Consider the following 26,766-nt stretch of genomic DNA (forward strand, 5'->3'; position numbering starts at 1 on the left):
GCGGCGACATCCTCAGCGCACGCTGCCACGCGAATGGTTAATGTTTCCGAAAGTGGGGTTAATCGGCAATCAGCCGCCCGCCAAATTGCGGGGGTTGACACGCAGAAACGCGCCTTTGGTTCCGTCCGTCTACACCAAACTTTGTCGGGAACGCTCTCGCGGCTGCCTCCGTTGGATTGGCAACAGTCACAGCGATACAGGACCCGAAAATGAAACCGCTCTTCCTCTCGATCATCCTTGCCTCGGCGTCGCCAGTCGCGCTTGCACAGCTCGGCGGAGATGGAGCAGCGATCCGCGCCGTGAGCGCGACCGAGCAAGCCTCCATGTCGGGTGCCGCCGTCTCGGCACCGCTTCCCAATGCCATTGAAACCGCCGTCATGAGCGACTGGTTTGAGGCCGAACTGAACGACGATCTGCACAAGAGCGTCAGCGAAGTTGCCCGCCGCGCCTACATCCAGAGAATGTTCCAGCCAATCTGGACCGAGCAAGGCGCTGCCAGCCTCCAGAACGTTGCAGGTGACCTGTTTGACCATGGCCTCGCCAGTGACGAGGTCCTTCACAGCGATCTGCAACAGCTCATCGATCAGCGCTTTTCAGCGCGTGACAAGGCCGCTCAAGCCGAAGCTGACCTTGCGCTGACCGCGGCTTGGCTCCGCATCGCTTCTGCCATCAGCGGCGGTCTGGGTGACGAAGGTGAAGCAGCCACGGCAGATAATGGATCGGCCAGCATGGCCCTCGTCTCCAAAAAGCTTCTCGAAGCTGGCCAGGGACGCACGCTCAGCTTTCAGGATTTTGAGTCGGGCTATCCGCAATACGCCGCACTCAAAGGTGCACTCGCCCAGTATCGCGATATTCGCGATGCAGGCGGATGGCTCGCAATTCCAGAGGGCGAGAGCGTCGAAGCTGGTGACAACGATCCACGCATCCCCGCAATCCGCCAGCGTCTGAGCGTCGAAGGCTATATCGACGCGCCGGAGAAGGACGGTGAACGCATGCTCCTCGCCGACGCTGGGCGCCTGAACACTGTTTCGGTTCAGGAACGCAACCCCGAAGAAAGCGGCGATCGCCGCACCAATCTCGTTGCATCCACAAACGACAAGATGGTGACCGACGAGACGCTATATAGTGAAGATCTGGTTCGGGCCGTTGAGACCTTCCAGCAGCGCCATGGCCTCGAAACGGATGGCGTTATCGGTCCGAAGACACTCGCGGCCATGAATGAGAGCGTTGAATCCAAGATCGCCCGCATTGCGGACTCGATGGAGCGCTGGCGTGCGCAGGGCCCCGCAGATGCGCACTATATCTGGGCCAACATCCCCTCCTACACCGTCGAAGGATGGAATGGCGCGACGCGCGAAATTTCGATGAAGTCGGTTGTCGGCATGAAGAGCCGCGAAACGCCAACTTTCAACGACGAAGTAGAGTACACGGTTGCCAATCCGCGCTGGTATGCGCCTGTGAGCATCGTTGCAAAGGACAAGCTCCCAAAGCTTCGCCGCGACCCATCCTACGCACAGCGCGCCAACTTCAAGATCTATGACCGCTCGAGCGGCGCCGAAGTCAGCGCCTATTCGGTTGACTGGAACGACCCCGCATCGGCCCGCAATTACCGTCTGGTCCAGCAACCCGGGAGCAGTAATGCGCTCGGTCAGCTGAAGATCATCTTCCCGAACCAGTATTCCATCTACCTTCACGGCACGCCGAGCACGCACCTGTTCGATCGCGCCGAACGCGCATTCAGCTCAGGCTGCATCCGCCTCGAACAGCCGGAGAAGATGGCAGAATGGGTCGCAAGCTATGATGGCGATGAACGTCTCAGCGAAGTTCGCGACGCCCTCTCAACCACCCGCAATACCCGCGTCGATTTTCAGGGCCGCATGCCGATCCACATTACCTACATGACAGTGACCGTTGATGACGATGGCACAGTCAATTTCTGGCGCGACATCTATGATCGCACCGAAGGCATCCGTCAGGTTGAAAGAATGTCGCCAATCGGTCAGACCGCCAATACGCAAACCGGCGAAGCAACTGAACGAGGCTAGGGTTACATGATAAACACCCTGCTAGGCGCAGCGATATTGAAGACAATGGCTTTCACCGGTGCGGTTTCGACCGTGCCGGTGTCGCTTGACGGGGAGGAAATACCTCACCCGGTCTGGCACCACATGGCCATGCCCTCGGAAACCGTGTCGATGACTGTCCCCGCTGGAATGGCGGCCTATCTCGACGGCGAGCGGATTGAGGCCGCCGATGCCTTCACCGCCCCTGAAACGCCGGGTACCTACCCACTGGAGTTTCGCAGCCTCGATGGTGACGATAAATACCAGGTCTCGCTTTTTGTGCTGGAGCCGTCTGACCGGGTTGACAGTGACGGTCGCCTGAACGGCTTTCGCATGGGCGCCTATCCCGAGAACACGCCGCGCGGGTATATACGGCTGGATGAAGGCTATGGCGACGTGAATGTTTCGCCAAGCTTTAAGATTGGCCAGTTTCTTTGCCATCAGCAGCCAGACCATTGGCCGAAATACCTGCTGATCTCCAGCGACAATCTTGAACGTCTCGAAGTCCTGCTGGACGCGCTGAACCGCGATGGCATCACCGATGCCGACACCTTCTTCGTGATGAGCGGATACCGCTCTCCGTTCTACAACACGGCGATCGGGTCAGCGACGCTGTCGCGCCACATGTATGGCGACGCGACCGACATCTATGTCGACGTCGCCCCCCGCGACGGTGTGATGGACGATCTCAACCGGGATGGCGCCATAAACAAGGCCGACGCCGACTTCCTCTATGATTATGCGCAAGAGCTGTTCGCTGCCACAGAAGGTGTGCCGCGCGGCGGGCTGGGCAGCTACAAGGCGAATGCCGTGCACGGCCCGTTTTTGCATGTTGATGGCCGCGGACGTCCCGCGCGCTGGGGAAGATAGGCCCAGACCCGACCTTCAAGCGCGCGGCACTGTCAGGCGCACTGCTTGATACGCACCGCCATGTTATTGCCCTTGCGCCCCAGATCGCCCTCATAAGCGACGCGGCCATCGCGTCCGCCCGACAAAAGCTCGACGGGCTGGTCAGCCGGCAGCCCAAGCAGAAGCGTGTCCCCCTGCTTCAGGGAAGCGAGGCGACTGACAGGAACGCTCAGCCTTGCAATCCGAGCGGTCAGAAGCGCCGTGGCATCCTGCACCTCGCCGACAGGCCGCGTCGGAGCTTTCGCCTCACGACGCGCGTCAGCCGCATCCACGGACCAGAGCGATATGGCGCTTCTGCGCCCGGCAGCATCGACATTGAAGCTGAACCTCGTCCCTGTATCCCCAGCCATGAGCGAGGACACATAGACGGGATTGGTCTCGATCCCGACAAGCGACAGGCCCTGCCCTAACAGTCTGGCAAAAGGCGACATGAATTGCCTGATAAGCGCACAGTCAATCACGCTCAGATGGCGTGCCTTGGCCGCTGATCCTGCGAGCGACAGTGCCCCGCACGCATTTGCGATGAGCTGGTCGTTCAGATGATTGCTGAGACAGATGATGTGCGTTGCGTCGCCTTCATCATTCGCGAAGACCGCAAATGCGTTCGTGCCCGACTCCTCAGCGTGCGCGCGCAGCTCACCAGCGTCCTCGAATGAAGTAGCCTCTGCCAGCGTAACCGCTGCCTTGAGTCCGGCATGCTCTCCAAAGGCCCGCGAAAGGCGCGCCGCTACTTTGCGGCCTTCTCGCGCAGCTTCGTCAGCCTCGTCACTGGTGTCCAGGTCGCGCCCAAAGGGCTGCGTTCGCTCGCCCGCATCATTTATTTTTGGCAGATCGGGACGAAGCAGCGCCTGGATTTCTTCTTTCGAAAGTATGCCGCGGGCTGTCGGAAGCTTGAAATCATTCGCTTCTGGCAGCACTGGAGGCGCGCTCACATTCGGCACATCGCGCATCACTGCCCGCTCACGTCTTTCTGACATGGACCAGTCCTCTTCGGTACTTTCTGTATCGCGCATTGGAACCCCGGCTCTCCAACTCCGCAGACTGGGCTGCGCTGGTTAATGAAGCGTTAGTATTTTCGAGTCCGCCTGCGCTGGAATCAGCTCTGAAGGCAGTTTTCCGTCAACAAAGGTAAATTTCCGCACCCCGCAGCGTTAACGAACTGCAGGCGGAATTAAGCTGACCGAAATCTTGCGGTAATTTTTGATTCGGATTCCCGTGTCACTTTCAGCCTCAACGGACCGGCACTGAAAACAAACCGCCGGGCGTTGGGTGATAAAAAAACGGCAGGGCCTACAAAGGCTCTGCCGTTTTCAATTTCGGTGTCAGCAAAAGCAATCAGTCGTCGCGGACCGTGCGCTCCTTGCGCTCGTGGCGTTCCTGCGCTTCCAGGCTCAGCGTCGCAGTCGGACGCGCTTCCAGACGGCGCAAGCTGATCGGCTCGCCTGTCTCATCGCAATAACCATAAGTGCCTTCATCGATACGGCGCAGCGCTGCGTCGATCTTTGAGATCAGTTTGCGTTGACGGTCACGGGTGCGAAGCTCCAGTGCCTTGTCGCTTTCAGATGATGCGCGGTCCACGATATCGGGAAGATTGCTCGAGTCTTCCTGCAGATTGTTGATCGTGGACTTGGTGCCATCGAGAATGTCGCTCTTCCACTGCTCCAGGCGCATACGGAAGTAAGCCTGCTGACGAGGGTTCATGAACTCCTCGTCGTCGGACGGGATATAGTCATTCAGCTTTGTGTCAGCCATGGTCTCCATACCTCCCACTGGCGCGGCCTATATAGCGTGTCGCCGGTCTGCGCAATTGGCCAATGCATTAGGTTTAAATTAATCACCCTCACATGAACCTGCCCTGAATTCTGCAAGCTTTGCGCCAGTCCCCCGATTAGCTGTACGCACTTGCGGACACGGCGAAGCCTGTGCCCTATAGCTCTCGCAGCCGTGCGCGGCTCGCAACCAAACCAGATTGAACATCAGGTCTTGTATATGGCCCGCTACCACAGGCGCAGGGAATTGGAGGAGAAGGGCAGCTGGCGTCATGCGCTGGTCTTCAACAGCCTGCTTCTGATTCTCGCAGTCCTTGCGGTCCGTGTCCTGGTCAGCGCCTACTCCACACAGAGCCTCGATGGCAGCATCGACGCTGAGGCACGCGATGAAACGCGCCGAGAGATCGATCAGGCATTTGAGACCATCGTTCCCGACGGCGTTCCCTCCCGCGCCTATTGGGCAGAGCAGATCGCCAATGAGCTTGCACAACGCGACTTATCGGCTGCGCGCGGTTACCTGCTGGCGGCGCCCGCCATGCTCAGCCGGAATGATCGGCGTGCCCTGCTCGCCGCCGTCAACGCGGAAGAATCCGGCACCGAGGATGAACGCCTGACCCGCGCAGGCCTGCTTTTCCTGCCGAACGAAGTGCGCGCCGACTATCAGCGCGCCGTCGAACGCCCCGGCACTTTATATTCGGAGCAGAACGAAGCCACGAGTGAGGCTGCACTCGCCCCCGTTCCCGATACGGACACCGCTGAGGCCGATGCCGGCGAGCCACCAGCCGACGCATTGGCGGAAGACGTCTCCGATGACACGCAAGAAGCTGCAGCAGCTGAACCATCACTGGACTCCGCCTCACCCGTCTTCTCGATGATCGGCAACCGCGCCGATCTCGTGCGCCGCTCCCAGCAATGGGTAAACGGTGAGAGCACTGACACCGTTCAGCTTCGTCTCAGCGCCATCGGCCTGATCGAAGTCGCGAGCGGCGATGCAGATCCCGCACTCCTGACGGCCGTCTCGGTGCTGCGCGCGGCAGAACGGGCCGACCGCCTTGATCCGGCTTACGTGGCCTATCTCAATGAACGGGTGGATCTTGCGCTTCCAGAAGAGGAGCTACTAAGGCGCCTTTCGGGCGTCGTGAGCGCCGTCGTCCCGCCACGCGTACGTCAAAGTCAGGTCCTCGGCGCCTACGAGCAGTCTCTCAACGCTGAAGGCCTGCTTCGCCTGCGCCGTGACCTCGCATCGATCGCGCACATTGCTGCTGAGACAACCCCCGCTGGCGCGGTCACGCTGATCGAACTGGCCAGGTCGCCAGAAGATATCCGCAAGCTGGAAGTCGTCGCCCAGTCAGGCAGTGACAGGGCCGTTGCCCTCGCCAAGGCGATCGGCCCGCGTGTGACCGATCTTGCCCAGACCGGCATCCGCTGGTCCACTGCGCTCGTGTTTCAGATACTGGGACTGCTTGCCATCTTCGCCGCGCTCGTCTGGTCGACCGTTTCGGCTTTCCAGAAGATGCAGAATGCCAGATGGCAGTGAGGTTGCCGCTGGCCATCGGCCGGGCGAGGTCAGACCGAAGCGAATGCGCCCTGTAGCCCATCGATGAGCAGCTGAACCGACAGAGCGGCCAGGATCACCCCGAAAATGCGTGTGATCGCCCCAGCGACGCTGTCGCCCATTGCCTTCACTAGCGGCCCGGCAATCAGGAAGACGATCAGGCAGAGCAGCATGTTAAGGCCAATCGCCGCCAGAACCGCGGCTTGCGTCATCCAGTTGGCCGCCTCGGACATGAACAGCATCGCGGTTGCGATGGAGCCTGGACCTGCCAGCATCGGAATACCGATCGGAAAGACCGATACATCGTCCGGCTCTTCATGCTCTTCGAGATATTCGTCGGCGCGGGACTCGCGCCGTTCTGTGCGCTTCTCGAAAACCATATCGAGTGCGATGAGGAAGAGCAGCGCACCGCCTGCGGCCCGAAAGGCGTCGATCGTGATGTGAAGCTGACGCAGCAGCCACGTACCAAAGAAGGCAAAGCCAAAAATGATAAGCGTTGCCACCAGAATGGAGCGCCATGCCATGTTTCGCCGATAGCGGGCATCGCCCTTCGCCGTCAGCGACGCAAATACGGGCGCGACGCCAAGCGCATCGATGAGAACAAAGAACGTCACAAAGGACGCTGTGAATACAGAGACAAGATCGCCGGTCATGAGGCGCGCCTTAATCGTCCTATTTCAGCGCGTCCAGTATCTCCTTGACCCGCGCGTGCAAGGCAGGCCTGTCCTGACGCATGCTTGACGGGCGCTCGACGCTCTCTCCAGCCGCGATCATGGAGATTAATCGCAGGCCCCGCGCACGCTGCAGGAGGCCGGGAATATCCTCATCTGCCTCGGCTTCGAGAACGACATCGCTTTCAAGCTGGATAGATACAGGCGCTGACACGCCGCCCCGCTCGAGCACTTCAATTGCCTCGGCAAGGTCAGTCAGAACGGTTGGTTCAATCCTGGACTCAGTCATGATCGCACGGCTTTCAGGCATATTCCGCCTCTTCCAGGTCGGACTTGAGAAGTTTGCGGCAAGTGCCGAGCGCCTTGTAGAGGTCGCCGGATGCGACCAGTTCGGCGATATGGAGGATATCGTCGCGTTCCTGTTGCGACTGGCTTTTGTCTATCCAGTCAGCCAGCGCAGAGACAGCGCTGTCATAAAGCTTTCCGCTCGTCTCCCCGACAATATACATCTGCATGAGGCTGAAATAGGCCGCGTCCTGAGGCGTCGAGATGTCTTCGGGAAACATCACGTCGCGTTCGCGCAATATTCGCGCCTTGGTCTCAAGCAGCATGGTCCCGCGACGCTCTCCGTTGCGGATAACAGCTTCGTTGACGACGACGGCCTCGCCCGGTTTCAATGATAGTTTTAGCGGCATTGTGCTCGCTCTCCCCCGAATCCTTACTGGGATAATGCAAATTCAATACAAGTTGTAAGGTTAACATCGATTAAAACAGCATCCGTGGCGAAAATGCCGCGATTGACGCCAAGATAGGCGCGCGCAACAGGTTGCCCTTCGCACTTGCGTCCTTATCATCTGTTCTGAAAAGTTTTGGGAGAACAGCATGCGTTTTGAAGGCACTGAGAATTACGTTGCAACCGAAGACCTGCGCGTCGCCGTGAATGCGGCCATCGCCCTTCAGCGCCCGCTGCTGGTCAAGGGTGAGCCGGGCACAGGCAAGACCGTCCTCGCAATCGAAGTCGCGAAGGCGCTCGGCGTGCCGCTGATCGAATGGCACATCAAATCGTCCACGAAGGCTCAGCAAGGCCTTTACGAATACGACGCCGTGTCCCGGCTGCGCGACGGCCAGATGGGCGAGGAACGCGCCAAGGACATCTCCAACTACATCAAGAAGGGCAAGCTCTGGGAGGCTTTCACCTCCGACGAACGCCCGATCCTGCTGATCGACGAAATCGACAAGGCTGACATCGAATTCCCGAACGACCTCCTGCAGGAGCTCGATCGCATGGAATTCTATGTTTACGAAACCGACCAGACGATCAAGGCGAAGCAGCGCCCACTCGTCATCATCACCTCGAACAATGAGAAAGAGCTTCCGGACGCGTTCCTGCGCCGTTGCTTCTTCCACTTCATCAAGTTCCCGGACGAGCAGACGATGAAAGACATCATCGACGTCCACTATCCTGGTATCAAGCAGAAGCTGGTCGCCGAAGCGCTCACCACTTTCTACTCCATGCGCGAAGTCCCGGGCATGAAGAAGAAGCCATCGACCAGCGAACTGCTCGACTGGCTGAAGCTTCTGATGAACGAGGACATCGACCTTGAGACCCTCAAGGAACAGGACCCTGACAAACTGACACCGCCACTGCACGGCGCACTTCTCAAGAACGAGCAGGATGTTGCCTTGTTTGAGCGTCTGGCGTTCCTGTCACGCCGCGAAAGCGGTGGCCGCCGCGGCCCTGCGGGCTAGGCTTTCACAGCATGGATGAGGCGTTCGGCATTGCCATCGCCGCCAAGGATTGGGCTGTCCGTTTTTGCGCTGACAGCCCAATTCATATCCGCCAGCCAGTCGCAGAAGGCAGCCTCGGCGCGCTCGACGGCTGCACCATCAGTGACCAGGCCGCCCTTGCCAACGAACTCACGCCCGACCTCGAATTGTGGCTTGAACAGCGTCACCAGCTCCGCGCCTTGCGCCGCCAGTGAGAGCGGCACCTCAAGAAGCTTGGCCAGAGAGATAAAGCTCGCATCGCAGACGATCAGTGATGGCGCCTCGCCGATCATGTCTTCTGTCAGCGACCGCGCATCCGTCGCTTCATAGGCAGTGACACGTCCATCGCTCGCAATCTTCTCATGAAGCTGGCCGCGCCCGACATCGACCGCGACAACGCCCGCAGCGCCGCGTTGCAACAACACATCGGTGAACCCGCCCGTCGAAGCCCCGACATCAAGACAATGACGACCGGCAGGGTCCACCGCGAACTCGTCCAGCGCATGCGCGAGCTTCAAGCCACCGCGCGACACATAAGGGTGGGCCGGCTCCGCCTCGATGCGGTCCGCAGCCGCGATCTGTTGCGATGGCTTCGTCAGCGGTTTGCCATTCACCATGACCCGCCCGGCAGCGATCGCGGCCTGCGCCGCCGCACGGCTCTCAAAATGTCCAAGTTCCACAAGCGCCCGGTCTGCCCGATCACGATTTACCATTGCCATCCTCGCCGGAACGCAAGTTTCATCTAGGTGTTGCACTGAATGACCTGCTTGCAAGGTCCGGATCCGATTACCAAGGAGATTTTCCATGAGCCGCTTCCTTCCCCTCTCCGCAGCAGCCGCATCCATCGCGATCGTGTTTGCCTGCACACAGCAGACCTCTGATGCCCAGCAGGACACGGCGACGCCTGATGAAGACATGGCGGAAATGCAGGCTGACATGCCGCCATCCGAGGCCGACATGAATGGCAACGAGTCGCTTCCTTCCATGATGCGCGCAACCGGCGACCTCATGGGCAATGAAGGCGATACGATCGGCAGCGTGAACATGATCGAAGGGCCAAACGGCATCGTCATGGAAGTGTCGATTGATGAGGGCGGCCTGACCCCGGGTTGGCACGCCATTCATATCCACCAGACCGGCGACTGCAGCGATACTGGTGAATACACTGCCTCCGGTGGCCATGTCGGCAAGATCGAAGGTGGCCACGGCCTCCTCAATCCAGCCGGTCCAGAACCTGGCGACCTGCCAAACCTTTACGCGTTCGAGGATGGCTCGGTGAATTTCGAGACCTTCACTGATCTCGTCGCTCTATCTGACGTGATGGACGAAGATGGCGGCGCGATCATCATTCATGAAGGCCGCGACGACCATATGAGCCAGCCGATCGGCGGCGCCGGTGGGCGCGTTGCCTGCGCAGTCGTTCAGTAAGCGTCTGCCCTCAGCCACAAATGAGAACGCCGCCTCGCTTACGGGGCGGCGTTTTCTTTTGGCCTGAATGACAAGCCCGCTAGGGGTCGACCTTACCGCGTAGGGCTTTCTTCTCGCCAGTTTCCTTCTTGGCCTTGATCCGGCGCTCCACCGAGCCGCGCGTCGGCCGGGTCGGAATGCGGCGTTTGCGCTTCTTTGCGGCCTTCCGGATCATTGAGGTCAGGCGGTCACGCGCCGCATCGCGGTTTAGCGCCTGCGAGCGGTGTTCACTCGCATCCACGATCACATCGCCCTCTTTTGTGATCCTGTTCTTCCAGATCTGCCGGAAGCGCGTCTTGATGCGCGCAGGCACCGAGGATGCGTTGACATTCCACCTCAGCTGCACCGCGCTCGATACCTTGTTCACATTCTGCCCACCCGGCCCCGACGAGCGCGTGAACGTCTCTACAAGCTCCCAATGGGGAACGGTCAGCTCATCGTTGATTTCGAGATCTTGTTGGCGGGCCATGATGAAGGACTTGTTCAGCTAAGGTTCAAGCTTGGAACCTCATAATTAGTTAACGCTTGTATTCAGACCAGAAACATTTCCGGACAAGGGTCCGGTGAGCGAACTTGTAAAAGGAGGCTCCTCATGGCGTTCAGAAAACTATTTCTCCGTATCGGTGCCGCAGGAGCTCTCGCGCTCGCGGCGTTCACGCCCGTCGCCGCTGCTGACCGTGGGCAATATGACCGCGGCCATTATGATCGTGGTGATCGCGGCGACCGCTATCACGGTCACCGTGACCGCGGCAATCGGGGTTACCATCGCGGTGACCGCCGGGGCGACTATCATCATCGCCGGGACCAGCGCCGCGACTATCGCCGTGGACGCGACTATTATCGGGACCACAACCGCTACTACAACCGGGGCCGCGTCGTGACGCGCAACTATTACAGTGCGCCGACCTACTACCGCCCTCGCCCGCGCGTCGTGTATCATTACAACCGCGGCTTCCACCACCCACGCTACACGATCGGCAGCCGCTACCATTACGGCTCCAACTCGATCATCATCCGCGATTATGACCGCTATGGTCTCTACAATCCGCCGCGCGGCCATCAGTGGGTCTACCACCGCGGCAGCAATGATGCAGTCCTGACCTCCGTCGCAACCGGCGCCATCGTCGGTCTCGCGATCGGCATTCTTAGCCAATAGATCAGGCACAAAGCGACTAAACGGAAAGCCGGCTGCACCTCGCAGCCGGCTTTTTTGATGCCCGCCCTTTAAATCGCCGCAAATCATGTTCTATTTGCAGGACCGGGCGCGCCCTGCGGTCGGTGTTCTGTATCAACAGCTGAAAGGAGGTGATCCAATGTCGAGTGAGAAACCAGGAACGGCAAATGGGTCCGTCCGTGCTGGTGGCCTTGGAGAGCAACCTCTCTCTGATTGCTAGCACTGACCTGGGGCAGGTTTCGCCCTGCCAGGATTCATGGGCCAATCCGGCTCACGGAGGCCACCCCTCGGGGTGGCCTTTTCGTTTGACGGTCGCTCGCTAGTACCTGCCTCTATTGAGGTCTTCCGTCAGCCGGATATCGACCGCCTCGCCGGCAATGCGCTGGCGATACACCTGCGTATTCTCCAGCACGCGCTGCACATAATTGCGTGTCTCAGCGAAGGGGATGAACTCCACCCAGTCGATCGGGTCGATCTCACCCCGGCGCGGGTCGCCATATTCCTGCATCCAGCGGCGCGGGCGTGATGCCCCGGCATTATAGGCCGCAGCCGTCATGATATAGCTGCCATTGAATTGTCCGAGCAGCGTATCGAGATGCGAGCCGCCTAGCGTCATGTTGTAGCCAGGATCATCCGTCAGCCAGGATGTCCGGAATGGCAGGCCGAGGCGGCGAGCTTCCTCGCGCGCGGTTGCCGGCAGGAACTGCATCAGGCCGCGCGCATTGGCGTGCGACACCGCAGACGGGTTCATCTCGCTTTCCTGACGCGCCAGAGCATAGATCATCGCCCGTTCGACATTCGGCTCGCGCTGGAGCGGAAAGTCCGGGATCGGGAAGACCGCCTGCGGCGCGATCACATTCTTGGCGAGACCTGCCTTGGCGCCGCGCACCCCTACCTCGGGATAGAGGTAGTCATTTGCGACCTCTGACAGCAGCACATAATCAGCCTCTGTCTCCAGCGTATCGTCGATATTGTAGGCAAACCGGCGGAAATCCATTTCCTGGCCATTCTCGGCCAGCAGGATCGCCGCCTTCACCTGCGGCCGGCTCATGAACGCATTGCGCTCAGCTTCCGTCACATCGGCTTCGGTCTTCAGATAGATGCGCTGCAGCCCCGCTTTCTCAGCGGCGAGCTGGCCGTAATAGACGTACGGGTACTGCGCCGCCTTCTGATAGCTCGCGGCCGCCTCTGCCTGATTGCCAAGCGCCTCATAAGTGCGCCCCTGCCAATAGTGTGCCCTTGCCTGGCTGATCGGCGTAGACGTTCCCGCCTCCAGCGCCTTGAAGTGCGGCATGGCCATGGAAGGCTGGTTCAGGTGGCGAAGCGCTGTCCAGCCAGAAACCCAAGCGGCTTCAGCGAAATTCGACCCTGTCGTCATGCCGTGACGCGAGCCGAGATTGTAGGCGAGCTGGAAGTTCCGCTCCTGCAGCGCCTCACGGATCGGCCAGTGGCGTAGGTTCCAGAGAGCATCCTGTCCGGCTGCGGGCACTTGCGTGCCATCAATCTCTGCAAGTAGCGGCACCCAGTTTTCATCACGCTGGCCGGCACGTTTGCGCCAGTTCGCTCGGTCGAACATCAGCCCCGGATGGCTCTGCAGCGACGCCGGAACCGCGTCTACCGCCGCATCCACGCCAGCCGCTCTCGCCTGAAGCCGCACCCGTGCCTCGATCAGCGCAGCCCAGTCACTGCCAACGCGGGATTTCAGCTGCGACGCGGCTGTACGCTGGTTACTCCAGAGCAGGAAATCGGCGCGCTTGCGATGGTCGTCCTGGGTCAGCTGGTCGCCATACTGGCTCAGCACACGCTGCGAAATCGCGCTGTCCAGCGTGTTGCCATGCCAAGCTTCGCGGACAAGTTCGATCGCCTTGTCCATCTGTCCTCCGCGGCGGTACGCCTCCGCCAGTGCGATCCGCCCCTCCCCGGATGCAGGGCCACCCATCTGTTCAAACCAGGCGATCTTTTGAAGGTCGTCCAGCGCTGAATCGTTGATGATTCCCTCTGCGCGCACCTGCAGCGTCGTCATGAACGGCCAGTCGGCGCGCTGACGCAGCAGCACGCTCATTTCGTCAAATGACATGTTCTGGTCGCTGCGTCCGCGAAACCAGGTGATGAGGTCGCGAACGACGGCATCGCCCGATCGCGCTTCCAAGCTGCGCACCGTCGACCAGTCGCCCCGGTCCATCGCGGCAACCGCATCTCGGAACAGACGAGCCTCCGTTGTCGTTACCACACTCGACGCGGGCACCAGGTCTGGCTTAACACTCGGAGAAGATGAGGGAATCGCCACTGCAATCGGTGATGCAGTTGCCAGCATTATTGCTGCTGTAATCGCTCGGTATGTGGTAACGCCCATTAGGCCCTGCCTGTTTTCTTTTGGCTGTTGAGATGTCAGACACTTTATCGTCCAACTCAGCATATGTGTAACATAAACTTCGCGGCAAAATCACGATGTTCCATGGTTCAATCCCCGCACTCGTCACTCCGTTCCAAAATGGGGAGGTCGATCGCAAAGCGTTTGCTGATCTTGTCGAACGCCAGATCGAAAATGGAGCTGGCGCTCTGGTGCCCTGTGGCACCACAGGCGAGTCCGCCACGCTGAGCCATGCCGAACACCGGGAAGTGGTCAGCCTTTGTATCGAGGTGACTGCCGGGCGCATTCCTGTCATCGCTGGCGCGGGCTCCAACTCGACCCGCGAAGCCATCGGCCTCGTCCAGCACGCCAAGGAAGCTGGCGCCGACGCCGCCCTCTGCGTCTGCCCGTATTATAACCGCCCGGACCAGGCCGGCCTTGAAGCCCATTTCCGCGCCATCGCGGATGCCGTCGCCCTGCCGATTATCCTCTACAACGTACCGGGCCGCACGGTCTCGGACCTCCAGCCCGACACAGTCATCCGCCTCGGCAAGCACCCGAACATTGTCGGTATCAAGGATGCCACGGGTGATCTTGCGCGCATCAGCCTTCACTCGGCTGGCCTCAAAGGCGAGCAGTTCGTCCAGATCTGCGGCGAAGACCCGGTCACGCTTGGCTACCGCGCCATGGGCGGCACCGGCTGTATCTCGGTCACGTCGAACGTAGCCCCAGCCGAAATGGCAAAAATGCACAAAGCCATGGACGAGGCTGATCTCGAAACCGCGCGCGAGATCGAAACCCGCTTCATAGCTCTTCACAAAGCACTCTTCTGTGCGCCTTCTCCCGGCCCTGCCAAGTTTGCACTCTCGCGCCTTGGCCTCTGCAGCGACGAGGTTCGCCTGCCGCTCGTCGCGCCAGATGATGCAGCCCGTTGCAGGATTGAGGCTGCAATGGAGATCGCAGGCCTTATATAGCCCCCCATGTCAAAGAAGAGCCAGATCAAGGGCCGCTCGGACGGCCTCGTCGCGGAAAACCGCCGCGCCCGCTTCGACTATCAGGTCGAGGACACGCTGGAGGCTGGCCTGCAGCTTCAGGGCAGCGAAGTGAAGTCGCTCCGGAATGGCCGCGCCAATATTGCAGAATCCTATGCAGCCGTTGAGGAAGGCGAACTCTGGCTCGTGAATGCAGACTTCCCGCCCTATGAAGGCGCAAACCAGTTCAATCACGACCCCAAACGCCGCCGCAAACTCCTCGCCTCAAAGCGCGAGATCGCAGAGCTGTCACAAAAAGTAGAGCGCGCAGGCCGCACAATCGTCCCGCTAAAGCTCTACTTCAACGACCGCGGCATGGCGAAACTGCTCATCGGCTTGGCAACCGGCAAGAAGGCGCCCGACAAGCGCGAAACGGCCAAGAAACGCGACTGGCAGCGCGAGAAGTCCCGCATCCTGAAAGAAAACTAGGTTGTCCCAACCGGTTCACCGCCTCCCCAACGAAAGTTGGGGCCCATGGCGGCTGGAATGAACTTGAACGCCGCCTGTCGGCTAGCCCGCCAAGATCCGCGCACACTGCGCCGGATCAACATTGCCGCCTGACAGCACAACCCCGACTGATTTGCCCTTCGCCGCTTCCGGCAGGTCGAACAGGGCGCAAGCGAGCGCCGCTGCGCCGCCCGGCTCGACGACCAGCTTCAGGTGCCGGAAAGCCAGCCGCATTGCTTCCTCAATCTGATCGTCGCCGACAGCACACCCACCTGCCAGCAAGTCACGCCCCAGCGCCCAGGTCAGGTCCCCCGGCGACGGTGTCAGGATCGCATCGCAGATCGAGCGCGTGCCCGGCGCATTTACCTCAATCTGGTCTGCCGCCAGCGAACGCCGCCAGTCATCATGCGCTTCAGGCTCTGCTGTCCAGATCGCGACATCAGGGTCAAAGTGCCGATAGCCGAGCGCCAGCCCGGTAATAAGCCCGCCGCCGCCTGCACAACAGATGATATGATCGAGCGGCGTGTTCGCGTCGCGCATCTGCTGACCGAACTCCACTCCGGCGCTGCCCTGCCCCGCAATGATGAACGGATCATCGAAACTCGGCACGAGTGTCGCGCCGCGCTTTTTGGTCTCTTCAGCCGCAATTTCCTCGCGGCTTTCGCTGTCGCGGTCATACAGGCGGATTTCGGCGCCGTCGCGGCGCACGCCCGCGACTTTGATGGCCGGCGCATCTGACGGCATTACGATCAGCGCTGGCATCCGAAAGTTCTTTGCCGCCCTTGCGACGCCTTGCGCATGATTGCCTGAGGAGAAAGCGACAACGCCTTTCTCCCGTTCTTCCGGACTCAGCTGCAGCAATCTGTTGGTCGCGCCCCGGATCTTGAAGCTGCCTGTGATTTGCAGATTTTCGCATTTAAACCAGAGCTTTGCGCCCGCCATCTCATCCAGCGCATCATTGCGCAGGACGGGCGTACGCAGCACATGCCCATGAAGACGCCGGGCCGCGTCGAGCACATCCTCACTGGTCGGAAGCGCGCCCGATGACATGGTCTAGAGCCCCTGCCTGATCGCTGGTCCGGCCGCAACGCGCTGCGTCGTGAACCAGTCAGCGAACTGCTGAAGCCCTTCTTTCAGGCTGACTTTGGGTTCATAGCCATAGTCGGCCTTCATACGGGAAATATCGGCGCAGGTTTCGGTAACATCGCCCGGCTGCATCGGCTCCAGCGCCATGCGAGCCTTCTTGCCTGTGACCTCTTCGATCGTCGCAATGAACTTCAGCAGTTCGACCGGCTGGTTGTGCCCGATATTGTACAGCTTGTGCGCGCGCTGCCCCTCGACAAAGACGGCACGCCGCGTGGCAATCGCCTTCAGACCGGCCACGGCGTCTGCGATATAGGTGAAGTCACGCTTCATCTTACCGCCATTGAAGACGCGGATCGTCTCACCGCGCAGGATACGGTCGGTGAACGACCAATACGCCATGTCAGGGCGCCCCCATGGGCCATACACGGTAAAGAAGCGCACCCCGATCTGGGGAATGTCATAAAGCTTTGCATAGGCCTGGCTCATCAGCTCATCGGCCCGCTTTGTGGCCGCATAAAGAGAGACCGGCCTGTCGACATTGGCGTCTTCTCGGAACGGTGCCACCGCATCATCGCCATAGACAGAGCTTGATGAGGCATAGACCAGCATCGGCACTTTTGCCGCCCGGCGGCAGAATTCCAGCATCGCGAGGTGCCCGGTCAGGTTGGACTGGGCGTAGGCGAAGGGGTTCTCCAGCGAATAGCGAACGCCTGCCTGCGCCGCGAGATGGATGACCCGGTCAATCGTATCGCGCTCGGGCAGCCCAAGCAGCCTCTCATGGTCGGCGATATCGAGCTTGCGGAACGAGAAATTCTCGTACGTCTTCAGCTCATGCAGGCGCGCCTGTTTGAGCGCCGGATCATAGTAGGCGTTGAGATTGTCGAGGCCGATAACCTCATGGCCGTCGCTTAGCAGCGCTCCGGCAATTCGTGATCCGATAAAACCGGCGACGCCAGTTACAAGAAATCTCATCCGCTCACCTCGCGCGAACCGCTATAGCCAGTCGCGCAAATGAGGGAAAGGCACAGGCTGCGCTCGACAGCGCCGATGGCTCACCCGCCCGAATACTTCTGCAGGATGGCCCTCGCATCTTCTGCCGTCTCAGGATGCTCCAGGGCATGGGCAACGCAAGCCTCGAAATAGCCGGTCTTGGAGCCGCAATCGAACTCCTCGCCATCAAACTCATAAGCGTGGAAGGCTTGCGTCTCCATCAGGCGCACCATCGCATCGGTCAGTTGGATCTCGCCGCCAGCCCCTTTGCCCTGATCCTCCAGAAGACCAAAGATCTCAGGCTGAAGGATATACCGGCCAGTGATTTTCAGGTTTGAGGGCGCGTCCTCGCGCGCTGGCTTTTCGACCATGCCGCTCATCTCGATCAGGCGCCCGTCTCGCGACTTCGGTGTGATGACGCCATAGGACGAGACCTGCTCTTCGGGCACCGGGTTTACGGCAATGACATTCCCGCCAACTTCATCATAAGCGCTGACCATTTGCGCCAGCGCGGAAGGCTCTGCACGCAGGATCACATCGGGTAACAAGACTGCGAATGGTTCATCGCCAATGATGTCCTTGGCACACCACACTGCATGTCCAAGCCCCAGAGGCGATTGCTGACGGGTAAAACTCGCCGCGCCGGGGGGCAGCTTGGTGCGCTGAAGGTCTTTCAGGATATCGGCTTTGGAAGATTTTGACGCGAGGGTCTGCTCAAGCTCAAAGGCCTCATCGAAATAGTCTTCGATGGCATGCTTGCCGCGCCCGGTGACGAAAACGAAATGCTCGATCCCGGCCGCCCGGGCCTCATCGACGACGTATTGCAGCACAGGCTGGTCGACCACCGTCAGCAGTTCCTTCGGGATGGATTTCGAAGCTGGCAGGACGCGGGTTCCATGGCCTGCAACAGGCAGCACGGCTTTTCTGACTTTCATTCGTACTCTTTCGCATTCGACTTCTCTAGCAATCATATTGCCCGCTCAGCCGATTGCCAGAGAAAGCGCTAGGAAATCGCGTTAAAGAGAAAAAAGCCCATGACCATGGTCAGACCAGAGGCCGTGACCAGCGCTTGGGCGATCTGGCGAAGCGTCGAAGAACGCCCCTCGGGCGCAAACCGATTCTGCAGGTCATCCTGAAGCTGGCGTGCCGGTGAGTGCGAGCCGTCATGACGCTCAGAGCATGCCGCTTCCGGGCGCGATCCCGTGGCAGATTCCTGCTCACTCGCCTCGCTCTGCGGGTCTGGAAATGTCTTGCGCTCTGCGGTCATCTCGCCACCTTTCAATGGGCCTTGGATGTCTCACGACGCCCCTAACGAAGCCCTAAACTCCGCTCCCAAATTGACCGCTTTGCACGGATGGCAGGCAGTTTCTGCGAATTGCCGCCGAACTTCCGCAGGTTCGAAACACGCCCCTGCCCTTCGCGTTAGTCTCACAACGTCAACTGCGCAAAGCGAGGCAACTGATGACGACCCAAAAGCTTAGCCGTTGGGAATGGATCGCGCGGCTACGCACGCCCTTGCTCATTCTCCTTTGCGCTGCTGGCCTCGTCGCCGGCGCCGAATATCTCTGGCCCGATACCGATTATGTCGGCACGACGTTGATCACCGCCCGCTTTCTGACGATTGCCGCCATCGGCTGGGCGACAACCTCTCTCGCCGATCTCGCCATCAAGCGCCGCATGTCGCGGCTCGACATCGACGCCGCCGACAATTTCCTCGCCCGCAAATCTGCCACCCGCCTCGACGTTATGCGACGCGTCATCGTTGTTCTTGGCGCCATCGCAACACTCGCCTGCGCGCTTGTCGTCGTGCCCTGGGCGCGCCAGCTCGGCGTGTCGCTCCTCGCCTCAGCCGGTATCGTTGGTATCGCTGTCGGTCTTGCCGCGCGCCCGGTCCTCGCCAACCTAATCGCCGGTATCCAGATCGCCTTCACCCAACCCATCCGCATCGAGGACGCCGTCGTCGTCGAAAATGAGTGGGGCTGGATCGAGGAGATCGACCTTTTCTACGTCGTGATCCGCATCTGGGACCGACGCCGCCTGATCGTGCCTCTTACCCATTTCATCGAGAAGCCCTTCCAGAACTGGACCCGCAAGACCGGCACGATCATCGGCTCTGTCTACTGGTGGCTCGACTACCGTGCCCCGGTCGCAAAGATGCGCGACAAGCTTCAGGAAATCCTCGAGTCCACCGATCTCTGGGACGGCGAGGTCTGCAACCTCCAGGTTTCCGAAACCGACACGATGACCATTCAGGTCCGCGCGCTGGCCACCGCCAGCACCAGCCCCCGCGCCTGGGACCTTCGCTGCTATATCCGCGAGCAGATGATCAACTGGCTACAGGCCGAACACCCCGAAGCCTTCCCGCGGATCCGCGCCCGCGCTGAAGTCGCCGCCGACGAACCGATGGGGTTCACCCCGCCACCAAAGCCATCCGACATCGAGCTTGGTGACCAGTCGCTCGACGGCAGCGAGAACATCCCGGAGGATCACCCCCTCCCGAAGGCTTGAGCAAGCTCTCACCAGCCGCCTCCCCACCGAAAGGTGGGGCCCATGGCGGCTGGGTGGTCAGCTCTCAACCGCCATAGATCTCAGCTTTCGCTGTGAATACGGCCGAGGCGCGTGCGCAACGGATAAGGGGCTCAAGCCTAAAGCGTATTCACCGTATGCCCGCCATCGACCACGATGGTCGCGCCGGTCATATAGCTGCCCGCATCGGACGCGAGCAGCAACAGCGCGCCAGCCAGTTCACCATGCTCACCAAAGCGCTTCATCGGGATCCGCTTGCGCATCTTGTCGCCCGCTTCGCTGTCGAGGAATTCGTCGTTGATATTGGTCTTGTAGTAGCCAGGTGCGATTGCGTTCACGCGGATGCCATATCGGGCCCCTTCAAGCGCCATGACGCGGGTCATATGGTCGACGGCCGCCTTCGACGCCGCATAGGCTGAGATGAAGTATTGCGGGCGCAGGGCCGTAATCGACGCGATGTTGATGATGGAGCCGGGCTTGCCAGCATCGATCAGCGCATTGGATGCCGCTTTCGCCACGCGCCAGACGCCATCGACATTGGTTTCCATGACCGAGCGCCACTCTTCCTCAGTGATCTTCGTGTACCAGTTGTCGCGCGAGATGCCCGAATTGTTCACAATGATATCGCACGGCGCGCCAAGCTCTTCCTGGATCTTTGCAAAGGCCGATTCGACGCTCGCCGGGTCGGTCACGTCCATTGCCACCGCAAGAGCTTCGCCGCCCTGCGATTTGATTTCATCGGCCAGCGCCTCAAGTTTCTCAAGGCGCCGCGCAGCGAGCACAACCCGGGCTCCGGCCTTTGACAGGGCACGCGCGAAACTTTCACCAAGGCCACCGGATGAGCCGGTAACAAGCGCCGTTTTTCCGTTGAGTTTGAACAATTCCATGCCTCGCCTTTCGACTAACTATTGCTTTCACGCAAAATTTTTCCGATCACTCGCGCCATGAAGCTGACAATTCTGAAAGAAACAAGTCCGGGAGAGACGCGCGTCGCGGCAACCCCGGAATCGGTGAAGAAGCTTGTCGGCCTCGATCACACCGTCACCATTGAATCTGGTGCCGGTGTGGCTGCAGGCTTTCCGGACAAGGCTTTTTCAGATGAAGGTGCCACCATCGCAAGCTCCGCTGGCGAAGCGCTGCAGGGGGCCGATGTGCTCCTCAAGGTCCGCGCGCCGAGCGCAGAGGAAGCGGGCACCTATCCTGAAGGGCTGACAGTCATCGCGCTGATGAACCCGTTCGGCATGGGCGATCTTCTCACCGCCTTCAATGGCAAGAAGCTCAACACGCTCGCCATGGAGTTCACCCCGCGAATCACACGCGCCCAGTCGATGGACGCGCTTTCGTCCCAGTCGAACCTCGCCGGCTATCGCGCCATGATCGAAGGCGCGACCCTCTATGGCCGCGCCCTACCAATGATGATGACCGCCGCAGGTACGGTTGCCCCGGCCAAGGTCTTTGTCATGGGCGCAGGCGTTGCAGGCCTACAGGCCATCGCGACGGCCCGCCGCCTCGGCGGCGTGGTCACGGCCACGGACGTCCGCCCGGCTGCCAAGGAACAGGTCGCCTCGCTCGGCGCGAAATTCATCGCGGTCGAGAATGACGAGTTCAAGGAAGCCGAGACCGCTGGCGGCTACGCCAAGGAAATGTCTGACGACTACAAGAAGCAGCAGGCTGAACTGACGGCGACCCACATCGCCAAGCAGGATATCGTCATCACCACTGCCCTTATCCCGGGCCGTCCGGCCCCGGAACTGGTGACCGAAGAGATGGTGAAGGCAATGAAGCCCGGCGCTGTCATTGTCGACATGGCAGTCGCCACAGGCGGTAACTGCAAGCTGTCCAAGCCTGACGAAGTCGTCGATGTGAACGGCGTGAAAGTGGCCGGTTTCTCAAACCTGCCCGCACGCCTTCCGGCCGATACGTCCTCGCTCTACGCCAAGAACCTCGTCGCCTTCCTGCCGCTGATTACGGCCGAAGATGGATCGCTCAATCTCGAGACCGATGACGAGATTGTCACCGCGATGATCCTCACCAAGGGCGGCGAAACCGTGAATGAAAGGCTGAAATCATGAAAGCCATCCCAGTAGCTCTCTCGGCCTTTGCGCTGGCCCTGCCAGCCCATGCCGCCGAAATCACCAACCTCAACCCGACCGTCTTCCTGGCCGCGATCTTCGCGCTCGCCTGCTTTGTCGGTTACTATGTCGTCTGGTCGGTGACCCCGGCCCTCCATACCCCGCTCATGGCTGTGACCAATGCGATCTCTTCGGTGATCGTGGTCGGCGCCATCGTGGCAGCAGCATCGTCTGGCCTGATCAATGGTGGCTGGACCGCCAAGATCCTCGGCGGCGTCGCTGTCGCGCTTGCCAGCGTGAACATCTTCGGTGGCTTCATGGTCACTCAGCGGATGCTCGCCATGTACAAGAAGAAAGGGGAATAAATGGAACAGTTCACCAACACCTGGGCCCCGCTTCTATACCTTGTCGCGGGCATGCTCTTCATCCTCGCGCTGCGCGGGCTTTCCAGCCCGGCCACGGCGCGCAAAGGCAACCGGAACGGCATTATCGGCATGGGTATCGCCGTCGCCACGACGATCGCCCTTCTCTGGCCACAGCTTGATGCTGTCACCTGGGGCATCCTGATCGCAGGCGCCGCCATAGGCGCTGTAATCGGCGCTATCATTGCCCGCCGTATCCCGATGACGGCCATGCCGCAGCTGGTCGCTGCCTTCCACTCGCTGGTTGGTATGGCCGCCGTGCTCGTCGCCGCAGCCGCGCTCTATGCGCCAGCTGAATTCGGCATCGGCACAGTCGGCAATATTGCCACTGTCTCGCTGATCGAACTGGCAGTCGGCTCGGCCATTGGCGCGCTGACTTTTACCGGCTCGGTGATCGCCTTCGCCAAGCTCAACGGCAACATGTCTGGCTCGCCCATCCTGCTGCCAGCCCGTCACCTGCTGAACATCGCCCTCGCCGTCGCCATCGTGGCGCTCGTCGTCGTGCTGATCATGTCCAGCGGCGGCGCGACCTGGGCCTTCTGGACGCTGACTGTGCTCGCCTTCGTCCTCGGCATCACGCTAATCATCCCGATTGGCGGCGCAGACATGCCGGTCGTTGTTTCGATGCTCAACTCCTATTCCGGTTGGGCCGCAGCGGCGCTTGGCTTCACGCTCGGCAACTTCGCGCTAATCATTACCGGCGCGCTGGTTGGCTCGTCAGGTGCGATCCTGTCCTACATCATGTGTAAGGGCATGAACCGCAGCTTCATCTCGGTCATCCTTGGCGGCTTCGGCGCTGACGATGATGGCGGTGCGTCTGCCGGTGCACAGGTCGATCGCCCGTTCAAGCAGGGCTCTGCCGACGATGCGGCCTTCATCATGAAGAACGCGTCCAAGGTCATCATCGTGCCGGGCTATGGCATGGCGGTCGCCCAGGCACAGCACGCGCTGAAGGAAATGGCAGAGCTGCTCAAGGAAGAAGGCGTCGAAGTGAAATACGCCATTCACCCTGTCGCTGGCCGTATGCCGGGCCACATGAACGTGCTGCTCGCTGAAGCGCAGGTGCCGTACGACGAAGTGTTCGAACTGGAAGACATCAATTCCGAGTTCAACACCTCCGACGTCGCCTTCGTGATCGGTGCAAACGACGTGACCAACCCGGCCGCAAAGACCGACCAGACTTCGCCGATCTACGGCATGCCGGTCCTCAATGTTGAGGATGCAGGTACGGTGCTCTTCATCAAACGCTCCATGGGCTCCGGCTATGCCGGTATCCAGAACGAGCTCTTCTTCAAGGACAACACCATGATGCTGCTGTCCGACGCCAAGAAGATGGTCGAGAATATCGTCAAGGCTTTGTAGCCGGTGCGGCGAAGCCGCAGAAAAGGCCCCGGCAGGGGCTGAAGACAGACCGACCACAAGAAAGCCCGGCCGCACTGGCCGGGCTTTTTTTGATGCCCTCTCAATCTGCGCATCACCATGGCTTGACCATGGTGCCCATCTCCTGCTGCATCATCGGGCGCAATCGCGGGAGATGGATCCCACGGTCAAGCCGTGGGAAGACGTATTAAAGCGACGGAATGCCAGCCCGACAGCACTGGCCGGGCCTTGAGCCGCCTACCCCGCAACAGCCATCCGCCAGCCATCCTCCGCCTTGCCGCCCACTGGCAGCATGCCTATCTCTGGCCGCGCGAAATAATAGCCCTGCATCAGCTCGACGCCCATCTCACTCAGCGTCTCGCACTCACCCTCCGTCTCGATCCCCTCGCAGATTGGTGTGACGTCCAGCTTTCGCGCGATCTTCAATATCCCGTCCACGATGATCTTCTTCGGGTCGCTCGCATCAATGCCGCGGATAAGCTCCATATCGAGCTTGATGTAGTCCGGCTGGAAGGCCGCCAGCAGATTCATTCCGGCATAGCCTGCGCCGAAATCGTCAATAGCGGTCACGAAGCCCATGGAGCGATAGGTCCTGAGAATATGAAGGAGGTGATCTGTGTCCATCCGCTCATTCTCGGTGAACTCGAACATGATCCGCTCGAGCGGAAAGCCTGTTTCCATCGCAACGCCCAGCGTCTGGCGGATACAGGCGCGCGGTTCATAGACGGCGTTCGGAAGAAAGTTGATCGACAGGCGGGGCGCCGCCTCGGCCTCTTTCAGGCCAAGCCCGGACGCCGTCCGGATCGCGGTCGTGCGGCACAGCTGGTCAAAGGAATAGCGCGTCTCATCGGTGACCTGAGACAGCACTGCTCCTGCGCCTTCCCCTTCGCTGCCTCGCACAAGCGCTTCATATGTGTGGGGCTTGCCTGTGTTGACGTTCATGATCGGCTGGAACGCCATTGTAATGTCGATAGGCAGAGGGGCGCTGTTGCGGCAGCGATTACAGTCTGGGGTCATTCTGGCACCTTCATTTTCACCCTCAAGGTGCACTGTCCGAATTTATCAAAGGTTTATTTGCTAAACTTTCCTGCTCTTTCTCAATCACAATAAGAAAAGGCCGCCCTGCGAGCGGCCCTCCCTCCCTCTTTTCCGCAGTTCCGAAATCTACTCCCCGAAAACCGCGCGCGCTTCTTCCTCGTCCATCATGGCCTGACGGACCTGTGGAATATTGGGGCCGCCATAGGACAGGAACTCGTCATGGAATTCTTTCCAGCCTTCGGTGCCCGTCGCATCCGGATAGTTCGCCGCCACCCAGTCATTGCGCAGCTTTCGGATCATCAGCTTGCCCATCGTGTAATTGAGATAGGCCGGATCATACGTGCCCCGCGCGGCCTGCTGCAGCGCATTGCCGCGGTCGATATAGCACTCCTCGCGGAACAGCTCGTAGCTGTCATCGACGCTCCAGCCCTGCGTATGCAGTCCAATCGTCGAAAGGTAGCGGCAATTGCGCAGCAGCGCGTTCGACAGCTGGCCGATTTTGGTTTCCGGGTCGCCATCATGCAGGCCCGCATCCAGCATCATCTCTTCGGTATAGTGCGCCCAGCCCTCGGCGAAGGCGTAGCCGACAAACATCTGCCCGAAGACCGAGTCAGAGCGGTTGGCATGCAGGAAGTTCAGGAAGTGGCCCGGCCAGACTTCGTGGATCGTCGTGCCGAGAAGGTCCATCTTGCCCGGAATGTATTCGGCGCGCGTCGCCTCGTCCCAGCTCGGGTCCGGCGGCGAGATGTAATAGACCGACGGCATGCCTTCTTCATAAGGCCCCGGAATGGAAATGTAGGCTGAGTTCTGACGGCGATAGGGCGGCGACTCCGCGACCAGCGCTTCCTCGGTGCCCGGGATGGAGACAATGTCCTCATCGATCAGGAACTGCTTCAGCGCAGGCAGCGAGTCGCGCGCTTCCTGCACCGGGCCATTCTCCGGCTTGTTCGCCGCCATCTTGGCCATGCAGTCAGCCATGTTCGCGCCCGGGGCAAACACCGCGCAGGCTTCGGCCAGCGCATCCTGATTGGCCTTCAGGTCAGCACGCCCGATGGCTTCCAGCTCGTCGAGCGAAATGCCAACGCCTTCGGTCAGCGCGATCATGTTGGAGAATTTCTCCGGCCCGAGCGCGAAACCGTCCTCAGTGCCCTCTTCGCTCTCGATGTAGTCGGCAACAGAGCGCATGGCGGCCGCAGCTTCTGCGACCACGGCGTCATACTCGGCGATCAGCGCTTCGTCCTGAACCTCGGCAAAGGCCTCCCTCGCGCCGGTCTCATAATGATCAGCCAGCCCGTTAAAGCCTGCCGTGCCCAGCTTCACATAGGTCGCCGGCATGGGCAGCTTCAGATTGGCTTTCGCCTGCGCAGCGGCCTCGGGGACGTTCTTCGCGTATGCAATGAACGCCTTCATCCGCGTTTCCGCGTCAGCATAGGGCCGGGCGACATAGACGCTCGGGCCAAGCGGGCCGAGATAGAAGCTCGGATTGAGATGCGGCTGGTCAGCTTCGGTCAGCCAGAACAGCTCACCCTTCATCGTGTTGATCAGATACTGGCGCTCGAACGCATCGGCCTCACTCAGGCTACCTGCATCCATTTCTTGCGCCAGCTCGATGGCAAACTGGCGATACAGGATCTGCGCTTCGAGGCCCGCATCGCTCCAGTCTGGCAGCTGGCCGTCAAACTCATGCCGCCCCTGGCTGACAGCGAAGGTCGGATTAAGCTCGAAATACCCTTCAAGAAAGCTCTCCATGTAGCGGTCCCAGCTTAGCCCCTCGGCATTCAGCTCTGCAAACTCGCTTACGCTCGTGAGGATATCTGCCTCGCCAGAAACAGAGGCACTTGCCGTCTCCCCCGCCGCGCCGGTCTCAGGCGTCGCGCAGCCAGCAAGGACAAGCGTCAGCGCAGACGCGGCGAACATAAGGGGCTTCAGTGTCATGGGGGTCTCCTCAATGGGCAGGGCCGCCAAAGCGGCGGCCATTCGGCAGTCTGGATTGGGCGAACATCACCACGTCTGCGCCCGCACCGCAAACACGAAAAAGCCCGGCACACT

Annotated in this window: 27 protein-coding genes; 12 read left to right on the forward strand and 15 right to left on the reverse strand. The window is 60.3% G+C overall.

Annotated features, from left to right (window positions below):
* Nucleotides 1–209 precede the first annotated feature (209 nt).
* Together KUV46_00395 and KUV46_00400 are read left to right on the forward strand one after the other, a co-directional pair.
* A complete protein-coding gene (locus KUV46_00395) occupies nt 210–2,045 on the forward strand; it encodes a L,D-transpeptidase family protein (GenBank protein ID QYJ00872.1) in 1,836 nt (611 codons plus the stop codon).
* 6 nt (nt 2,046–2,051) lie between these two features.
* Nucleotides 2,052–2,933, forward strand: a complete 882-nt coding sequence (locus KUV46_00400; GenBank protein QYJ00873.1) for a hypothetical protein — start codon at nt 2,052–2,054, stop codon at nt 2,931–2,933.
* 32 nt (nt 2,934–2,965) lie between these two features.
* Here KUV46_00400 and KUV46_00405 read toward each other — a convergent pair whose 3' ends face one another.
* Together KUV46_00405 and dksA are read right to left on the reverse strand one after the other, a co-directional pair.
* Entirely contained in the window at nt 2,966–3,949 is a 984-nt protein-coding gene (locus KUV46_00405; GenBank protein QYJ00874.1) for a FliM/FliN family flagellar motor C-terminal domain-containing protein, read from the reverse strand.
* A 358-nt stretch (nt 3,950–4,307) separates the two neighbouring features.
* Nucleotides 4,308–4,724: an RNA polymerase-binding protein DksA gene (gene dksA, locus KUV46_00410; protein ID QYJ00875.1), complete on the reverse strand. Its 417-nt coding sequence runs from the start codon at nt 4,722–4,724 to the stop codon at nt 4,308–4,310.
* Nucleotides 4,725–4,961: 237 nt separating this feature from the next.
* Between dksA and KUV46_00415 the strand changes: the two genes are divergently transcribed.
* Nucleotides 4,962–6,278, forward strand: a complete 1,317-nt coding sequence (locus KUV46_00415; protein ID QYJ00876.1) for a hypothetical protein — start codon at nt 4,962–4,964, stop codon at nt 6,276–6,278.
* 29 nt (nt 6,279–6,307) lie between these two features.
* On the opposite strand, the gene KUV46_00420 is transcribed toward KUV46_00415, so the two are convergent.
* The 3 genes from KUV46_00420 to KUV46_00430 are packed head-to-tail and all read right to left on the reverse strand — an operon-like array spanning nt 6,308 to nt 7,662.
* Complete coding sequence (locus tag KUV46_00420) at nt 6,308–6,949, reverse strand: MarC family protein (protein ID QYJ00877.1); 642 nt, start codon at nt 6,947–6,949, stop codon at nt 6,308–6,310.
* A 19-nt stretch (nt 6,950–6,968) separates the two neighbouring features.
* Entirely contained in the window at nt 6,969–7,277 is a 309-nt protein-coding gene (locus KUV46_00425; GenBank protein QYJ00878.1) for a hypothetical protein, read from the reverse strand.
* Nucleotides 7,270–7,662, reverse strand: coding sequence for a flagellar biosynthesis repressor FlbT (locus tag KUV46_00430; GenBank protein ID QYJ00879.1), 393 nt, complete (start codon nt 7,660–7,662; stop codon nt 7,270–7,272). Before KUV46_00430 ends, KUV46_00425 begins: the two co-directional genes overlap by 8 nt.
* A 187-nt stretch (nt 7,663–7,849) precedes the next feature.
* Between KUV46_00430 and KUV46_00435 the strand changes: the two genes are divergently transcribed.
* Entirely contained in the window at nt 7,850–8,716 is an 867-nt protein-coding gene (locus KUV46_00435) for a MoxR family ATPase (GenBank protein QYJ00880.1), read from the forward strand.
* Here the strand turns inward: KUV46_00435 and KUV46_00440 are convergent.
* Nucleotides 8,713–9,447 (reverse strand): TlyA family RNA methyltransferase, encoded by a 735-nt coding sequence (locus KUV46_00440; GenBank protein QYJ00881.1) that lies wholly within the window; start codon nt 9,445–9,447, stop codon nt 8,713–8,715. The genes KUV46_00435 and KUV46_00440 overlap by 4 nt on opposite strands.
* A 91-nt stretch (nt 9,448–9,538) precedes the next feature.
* Here KUV46_00440 and KUV46_00445 point away from each other — a divergent pair, with 91 nt between their 5' ends.
* Entirely contained in the window at nt 9,539–10,162 is a 624-nt protein-coding gene (locus tag KUV46_00445) for a superoxide dismutase family protein (GenBank protein ID QYJ00882.1), read from the forward strand.
* Between the two features lie 79 nt (nt 10,163–10,241).
* Here the strand turns inward: KUV46_00445 and arfB are convergent, their stop codons facing one another.
* Entirely contained in the window at nt 10,242–10,670 is a 429-nt protein-coding gene (gene arfB, locus KUV46_00450) for an aminoacyl-tRNA hydrolase (GenBank protein ID QYJ00883.1), read from the reverse strand.
* Between the two features lie 123 nt (nt 10,671–10,793).
* On the opposite strand from arfB, the gene KUV46_00455 reads away from it, so the two are divergent.
* A complete protein-coding gene (locus tag KUV46_00455) occupies nt 10,794–11,357 on the forward strand; it encodes an RcnB family protein (protein QYJ00884.1) in 564 nt (187 codons plus the stop codon).
* A gap of 337 nt (nt 11,358–11,694) precedes the next feature.
* Here KUV46_00455 and KUV46_00460 read toward each other — a convergent pair whose 3' ends face one another.
* Nucleotides 11,695–13,605 carry a transglycosylase SLT domain-containing protein gene (locus tag KUV46_00460; protein ID QYJ00885.1) on the reverse strand — a complete coding sequence of 637 codons (1,911 nt, stop codon included), beginning with the start codon at nt 13,603–13,605 and terminating at the stop codon, nt 11,695–11,697.
* A 218-nt stretch (nt 13,606–13,823) separates the two neighbouring features.
* Here KUV46_00460 and dapA point away from each other — a divergent pair, with 218 nt between their 5' ends.
* A complete protein-coding gene (gene dapA, locus KUV46_00465) occupies nt 13,824–14,699 on the forward strand; it encodes a 4-hydroxy-tetrahydrodipicolinate synthase (protein QYJ00886.1) in 876 nt (291 codons plus the stop codon).
* Nucleotides 14,700–14,705: 6 nt separating this feature from the next.
* A complete protein-coding gene (gene smpB / locus KUV46_00470) occupies nt 14,706–15,185 on the forward strand; it encodes an SsrA-binding protein SmpB (GenBank protein ID QYJ00887.1) in 480 nt (159 codons plus the stop codon).
* An 81-nt stretch (nt 15,186–15,266) separates the two neighbouring features.
* On the opposite strand, the gene KUV46_00475 is transcribed toward smpB, so the two are convergent.
* The 4 genes from KUV46_00475 to KUV46_00490 all read right to left on the reverse strand — a co-directional run bounded on the left by KUV46_00475 (nt 15,267) and on the right by KUV46_00490 (nt 18,546).
* A complete protein-coding gene (locus tag KUV46_00475) occupies nt 15,267–16,253 on the reverse strand; it encodes a threonine/serine dehydratase (GenBank protein ID QYJ00888.1) in 987 nt (328 codons plus the stop codon).
* A 3-nt stretch (nt 16,254–16,256) separates the two neighbouring features.
* Nucleotides 16,257–17,261, reverse strand: coding sequence for a GDP-mannose 4,6-dehydratase (locus KUV46_00480; protein ID QYJ00889.1), 1,005 nt, complete (start codon nt 17,259–17,261; stop codon nt 16,257–16,259).
* 80 nt (nt 17,262–17,341) lie between these two features.
* Nucleotides 17,342–18,250 carry a UTP--glucose-1-phosphate uridylyltransferase GalU gene (galU, locus tag KUV46_00485; GenBank protein QYJ00890.1) on the reverse strand — a complete coding sequence of 303 codons (909 nt, stop codon included), beginning with the start codon at nt 18,248–18,250 and terminating at the stop codon, nt 17,342–17,344.
* Between the two features lie 32 nt (nt 18,251–18,282).
* Nucleotides 18,283–18,546: a hypothetical protein gene (locus KUV46_00490; GenBank protein ID QYJ00891.1), complete on the reverse strand. Its 264-nt coding sequence runs from the start codon at nt 18,544–18,546 to the stop codon at nt 18,283–18,285.
* A 194-nt stretch (nt 18,547–18,740) separates the two neighbouring features.
* Between KUV46_00490 and KUV46_00495 the strand changes: the two genes are divergently transcribed.
* Nucleotides 18,741–19,787 (forward strand): mechanosensitive ion channel family protein, encoded by a 1,047-nt coding sequence (locus tag KUV46_00495; protein ID QYJ00892.1) that lies wholly within the window; start codon nt 18,741–18,743, stop codon nt 19,785–19,787.
* A gap of 137 nt (nt 19,788–19,924) precedes the next feature.
* Here KUV46_00495 and KUV46_00500 read toward each other — a convergent pair whose 3' ends face one another.
* Complete coding sequence (locus KUV46_00500; protein ID QYJ00893.1) at nt 19,925–20,692, reverse strand: glucose 1-dehydrogenase; 768 nt, start codon at nt 20,690–20,692, stop codon at nt 19,925–19,927.
* Between the two features lie 57 nt (nt 20,693–20,749).
* Between KUV46_00500 and KUV46_00505 the strand changes: the two genes are divergently transcribed.
* The 3 genes from KUV46_00505 to KUV46_00515 are packed head-to-tail and all read left to right on the forward strand — an operon-like array spanning nt 20,750 to nt 23,661.
* Nucleotides 20,750–21,877 (forward strand): Re/Si-specific NAD(P)(+) transhydrogenase subunit alpha, encoded by a 1,128-nt coding sequence (locus tag KUV46_00505; GenBank protein ID QYJ00894.1) that lies wholly within the window; start codon nt 20,750–20,752, stop codon nt 21,875–21,877.
* Nucleotides 21,874–22,242: a proton-translocating transhydrogenase family protein gene (locus KUV46_00510; protein QYJ00895.1), complete on the forward strand. Its 369-nt coding sequence runs from the start codon at nt 21,874–21,876 to the stop codon at nt 22,240–22,242. Before KUV46_00505 ends, KUV46_00510 begins: the two co-directional genes overlap by 4 nt.
* Nucleotides 22,243–23,661, forward strand: a complete 1,419-nt coding sequence (locus KUV46_00515) for an NAD(P)(+) transhydrogenase (Re/Si-specific) subunit beta (GenBank protein ID QYJ00896.1) — start codon at nt 22,243–22,245, stop codon at nt 23,659–23,661.
* A 255-nt stretch (nt 23,662–23,916) separates the two neighbouring features.
* On the opposite strand, the gene KUV46_00520 is transcribed toward KUV46_00515, so the two are convergent.
* Both KUV46_00520 and KUV46_00525 read right to left on the reverse strand, forming a co-directional pair.
* Nucleotides 23,917–24,696, reverse strand: a complete 780-nt coding sequence (locus tag KUV46_00520) for an EAL domain-containing protein (GenBank protein ID QYJ00897.1) — start codon at nt 24,694–24,696, stop codon at nt 23,917–23,919.
* A 147-nt stretch (nt 24,697–24,843) separates the two neighbouring features.
* Complete coding sequence (locus tag KUV46_00525; GenBank protein ID QYJ00898.1) at nt 24,844–26,652, reverse strand: DUF885 domain-containing protein; 1,809 nt, start codon at nt 26,650–26,652, stop codon at nt 24,844–24,846.
* Nucleotides 26,653–26,766 lie beyond the last annotated feature (114 nt).

The organism is Thalassovita mediterranea, assembly GCA_019448215.1.
Classification (GTDB): Bacteria; Pseudomonadota; Alphaproteobacteria; order Caulobacterales; family Hyphomonadaceae; genus Henriciella.

Bases quoted from the DNA above. Each gene is read 5' to 3' on its own strand.
- KUV46_00395 (QYJ00872.1), top strand. From the start codon at position 210: ATGAAACCGCTCTTCCTCTCGATCATCCTTGCCTCGGCGTCGCCAGTC.
- KUV46_00400 (QYJ00873.1), top strand. From the start codon at position 2,052: ATGATAAACACCCTGCTAGGCGCAGCGATATTGAAGACAATGGCTTTC.
- KUV46_00405 (QYJ00874.1), bottom strand. From the start codon at position 3,949: ATGTCAGAAAGACGTGAGCGGGCAGTGATGCGCGATGTGCCGAATGTG.
- dksA (QYJ00875.1), bottom strand. From the start codon at position 4,724: ATGGCTGACACAAAGCTGAATGACTATATCCCGTCCGACGACGAGGAG.
- KUV46_00415 (QYJ00876.1), top strand. From the start codon at position 4,962: ATGGCCCGCTACCACAGGCGCAGGGAATTGGAGGAGAAGGGCAGCTGG.
- KUV46_00420 (QYJ00877.1), bottom strand. From the start codon at position 6,949: ATGACCGGCGATCTTGTCTCTGTATTCACAGCGTCCTTTGTGACGTTC.
- KUV46_00425 (QYJ00878.1), bottom strand. From the start codon at position 7,277: ATGCCTGAAAGCCGTGCGATCATGACTGAGTCCAGGATTGAACCAACC.
- KUV46_00430 (QYJ00879.1), bottom strand. From the start codon at position 7,662: ATGCCGCTAAAACTATCATTGAAACCGGGCGAGGCCGTCGTCGTCAAC.
- KUV46_00435 (QYJ00880.1), top strand. From the start codon at position 7,850: ATGCGTTTTGAAGGCACTGAGAATTACGTTGCAACCGAAGACCTGCGC.
- KUV46_00440 (QYJ00881.1), bottom strand. From the start codon at position 9,447: ATGGTAAATCGTGATCGGGCAGACCGGGCGCTTGTGGAACTTGGACAT.
- KUV46_00445 (QYJ00882.1), top strand. From the start codon at position 9,539: ATGAGCCGCTTCCTTCCCCTCTCCGCAGCAGCCGCATCCATCGCGATC.
- arfB (QYJ00883.1), bottom strand. From the start codon at position 10,670: ATGGCCCGCCAACAAGATCTCGAAATCAACGATGAGCTGACCGTTCCC.
- KUV46_00455 (QYJ00884.1), top strand. From the start codon at position 10,794: ATGGCGTTCAGAAAACTATTTCTCCGTATCGGTGCCGCAGGAGCTCTC.
- dapA (QYJ00886.1), top strand. From the start codon at position 13,824: ATGTTCCATGGTTCAATCCCCGCACTCGTCACTCCGTTCCAAAATGGG.
- smpB (QYJ00887.1), top strand. From the start codon at position 14,706: ATGTCAAAGAAGAGCCAGATCAAGGGCCGCTCGGACGGCCTCGTCGCG.
- KUV46_00475 (QYJ00888.1), bottom strand. From the start codon at position 16,253: ATGTCATCGGGCGCGCTTCCGACCAGTGAGGATGTGCTCGACGCGGCC.
- KUV46_00480 (QYJ00889.1), bottom strand. From the start codon at position 17,261: ATGAGATTTCTTGTAACTGGCGTCGCCGGTTTTATCGGATCACGAATT.
- galU (QYJ00890.1), bottom strand. From the start codon at position 18,250: ATGATTGCTAGAGAAGTCGAATGCGAAAGAGTACGAATGAAAGTCAGA.
- KUV46_00490 (QYJ00891.1), bottom strand. From the start codon at position 18,546: ATGACCGCAGAGCGCAAGACATTTCCAGACCCGCAGAGCGAGGCGAGT.
- KUV46_00495 (QYJ00892.1), top strand. From the start codon at position 18,741: ATGACGACCCAAAAGCTTAGCCGTTGGGAATGGATCGCGCGGCTACGC.
- KUV46_00500 (QYJ00893.1), bottom strand. From the start codon at position 20,692: ATGGAATTGTTCAAACTCAACGGAAAAACGGCGCTTGTTACCGGCTCA.
- KUV46_00505 (QYJ00894.1), top strand. From the start codon at position 20,750: ATGAAGCTGACAATTCTGAAAGAAACAAGTCCGGGAGAGACGCGCGTC.
- KUV46_00510 (QYJ00895.1), top strand. From the start codon at position 21,874: ATGAAAGCCATCCCAGTAGCTCTCTCGGCCTTTGCGCTGGCCCTGCCA.
- KUV46_00515 (QYJ00896.1), top strand. From the start codon at position 22,243: ATGGAACAGTTCACCAACACCTGGGCCCCGCTTCTATACCTTGTCGCG.
- KUV46_00520 (QYJ00897.1), bottom strand. From the start codon at position 24,696: ATGACCCCAGACTGTAATCGCTGCCGCAACAGCGCCCCTCTGCCTATC.
- KUV46_00525 (QYJ00898.1), bottom strand. From the start codon at position 26,652: ATGACACTGAAGCCCCTTATGTTCGCCGCGTCTGCGCTGACGCTTGTC.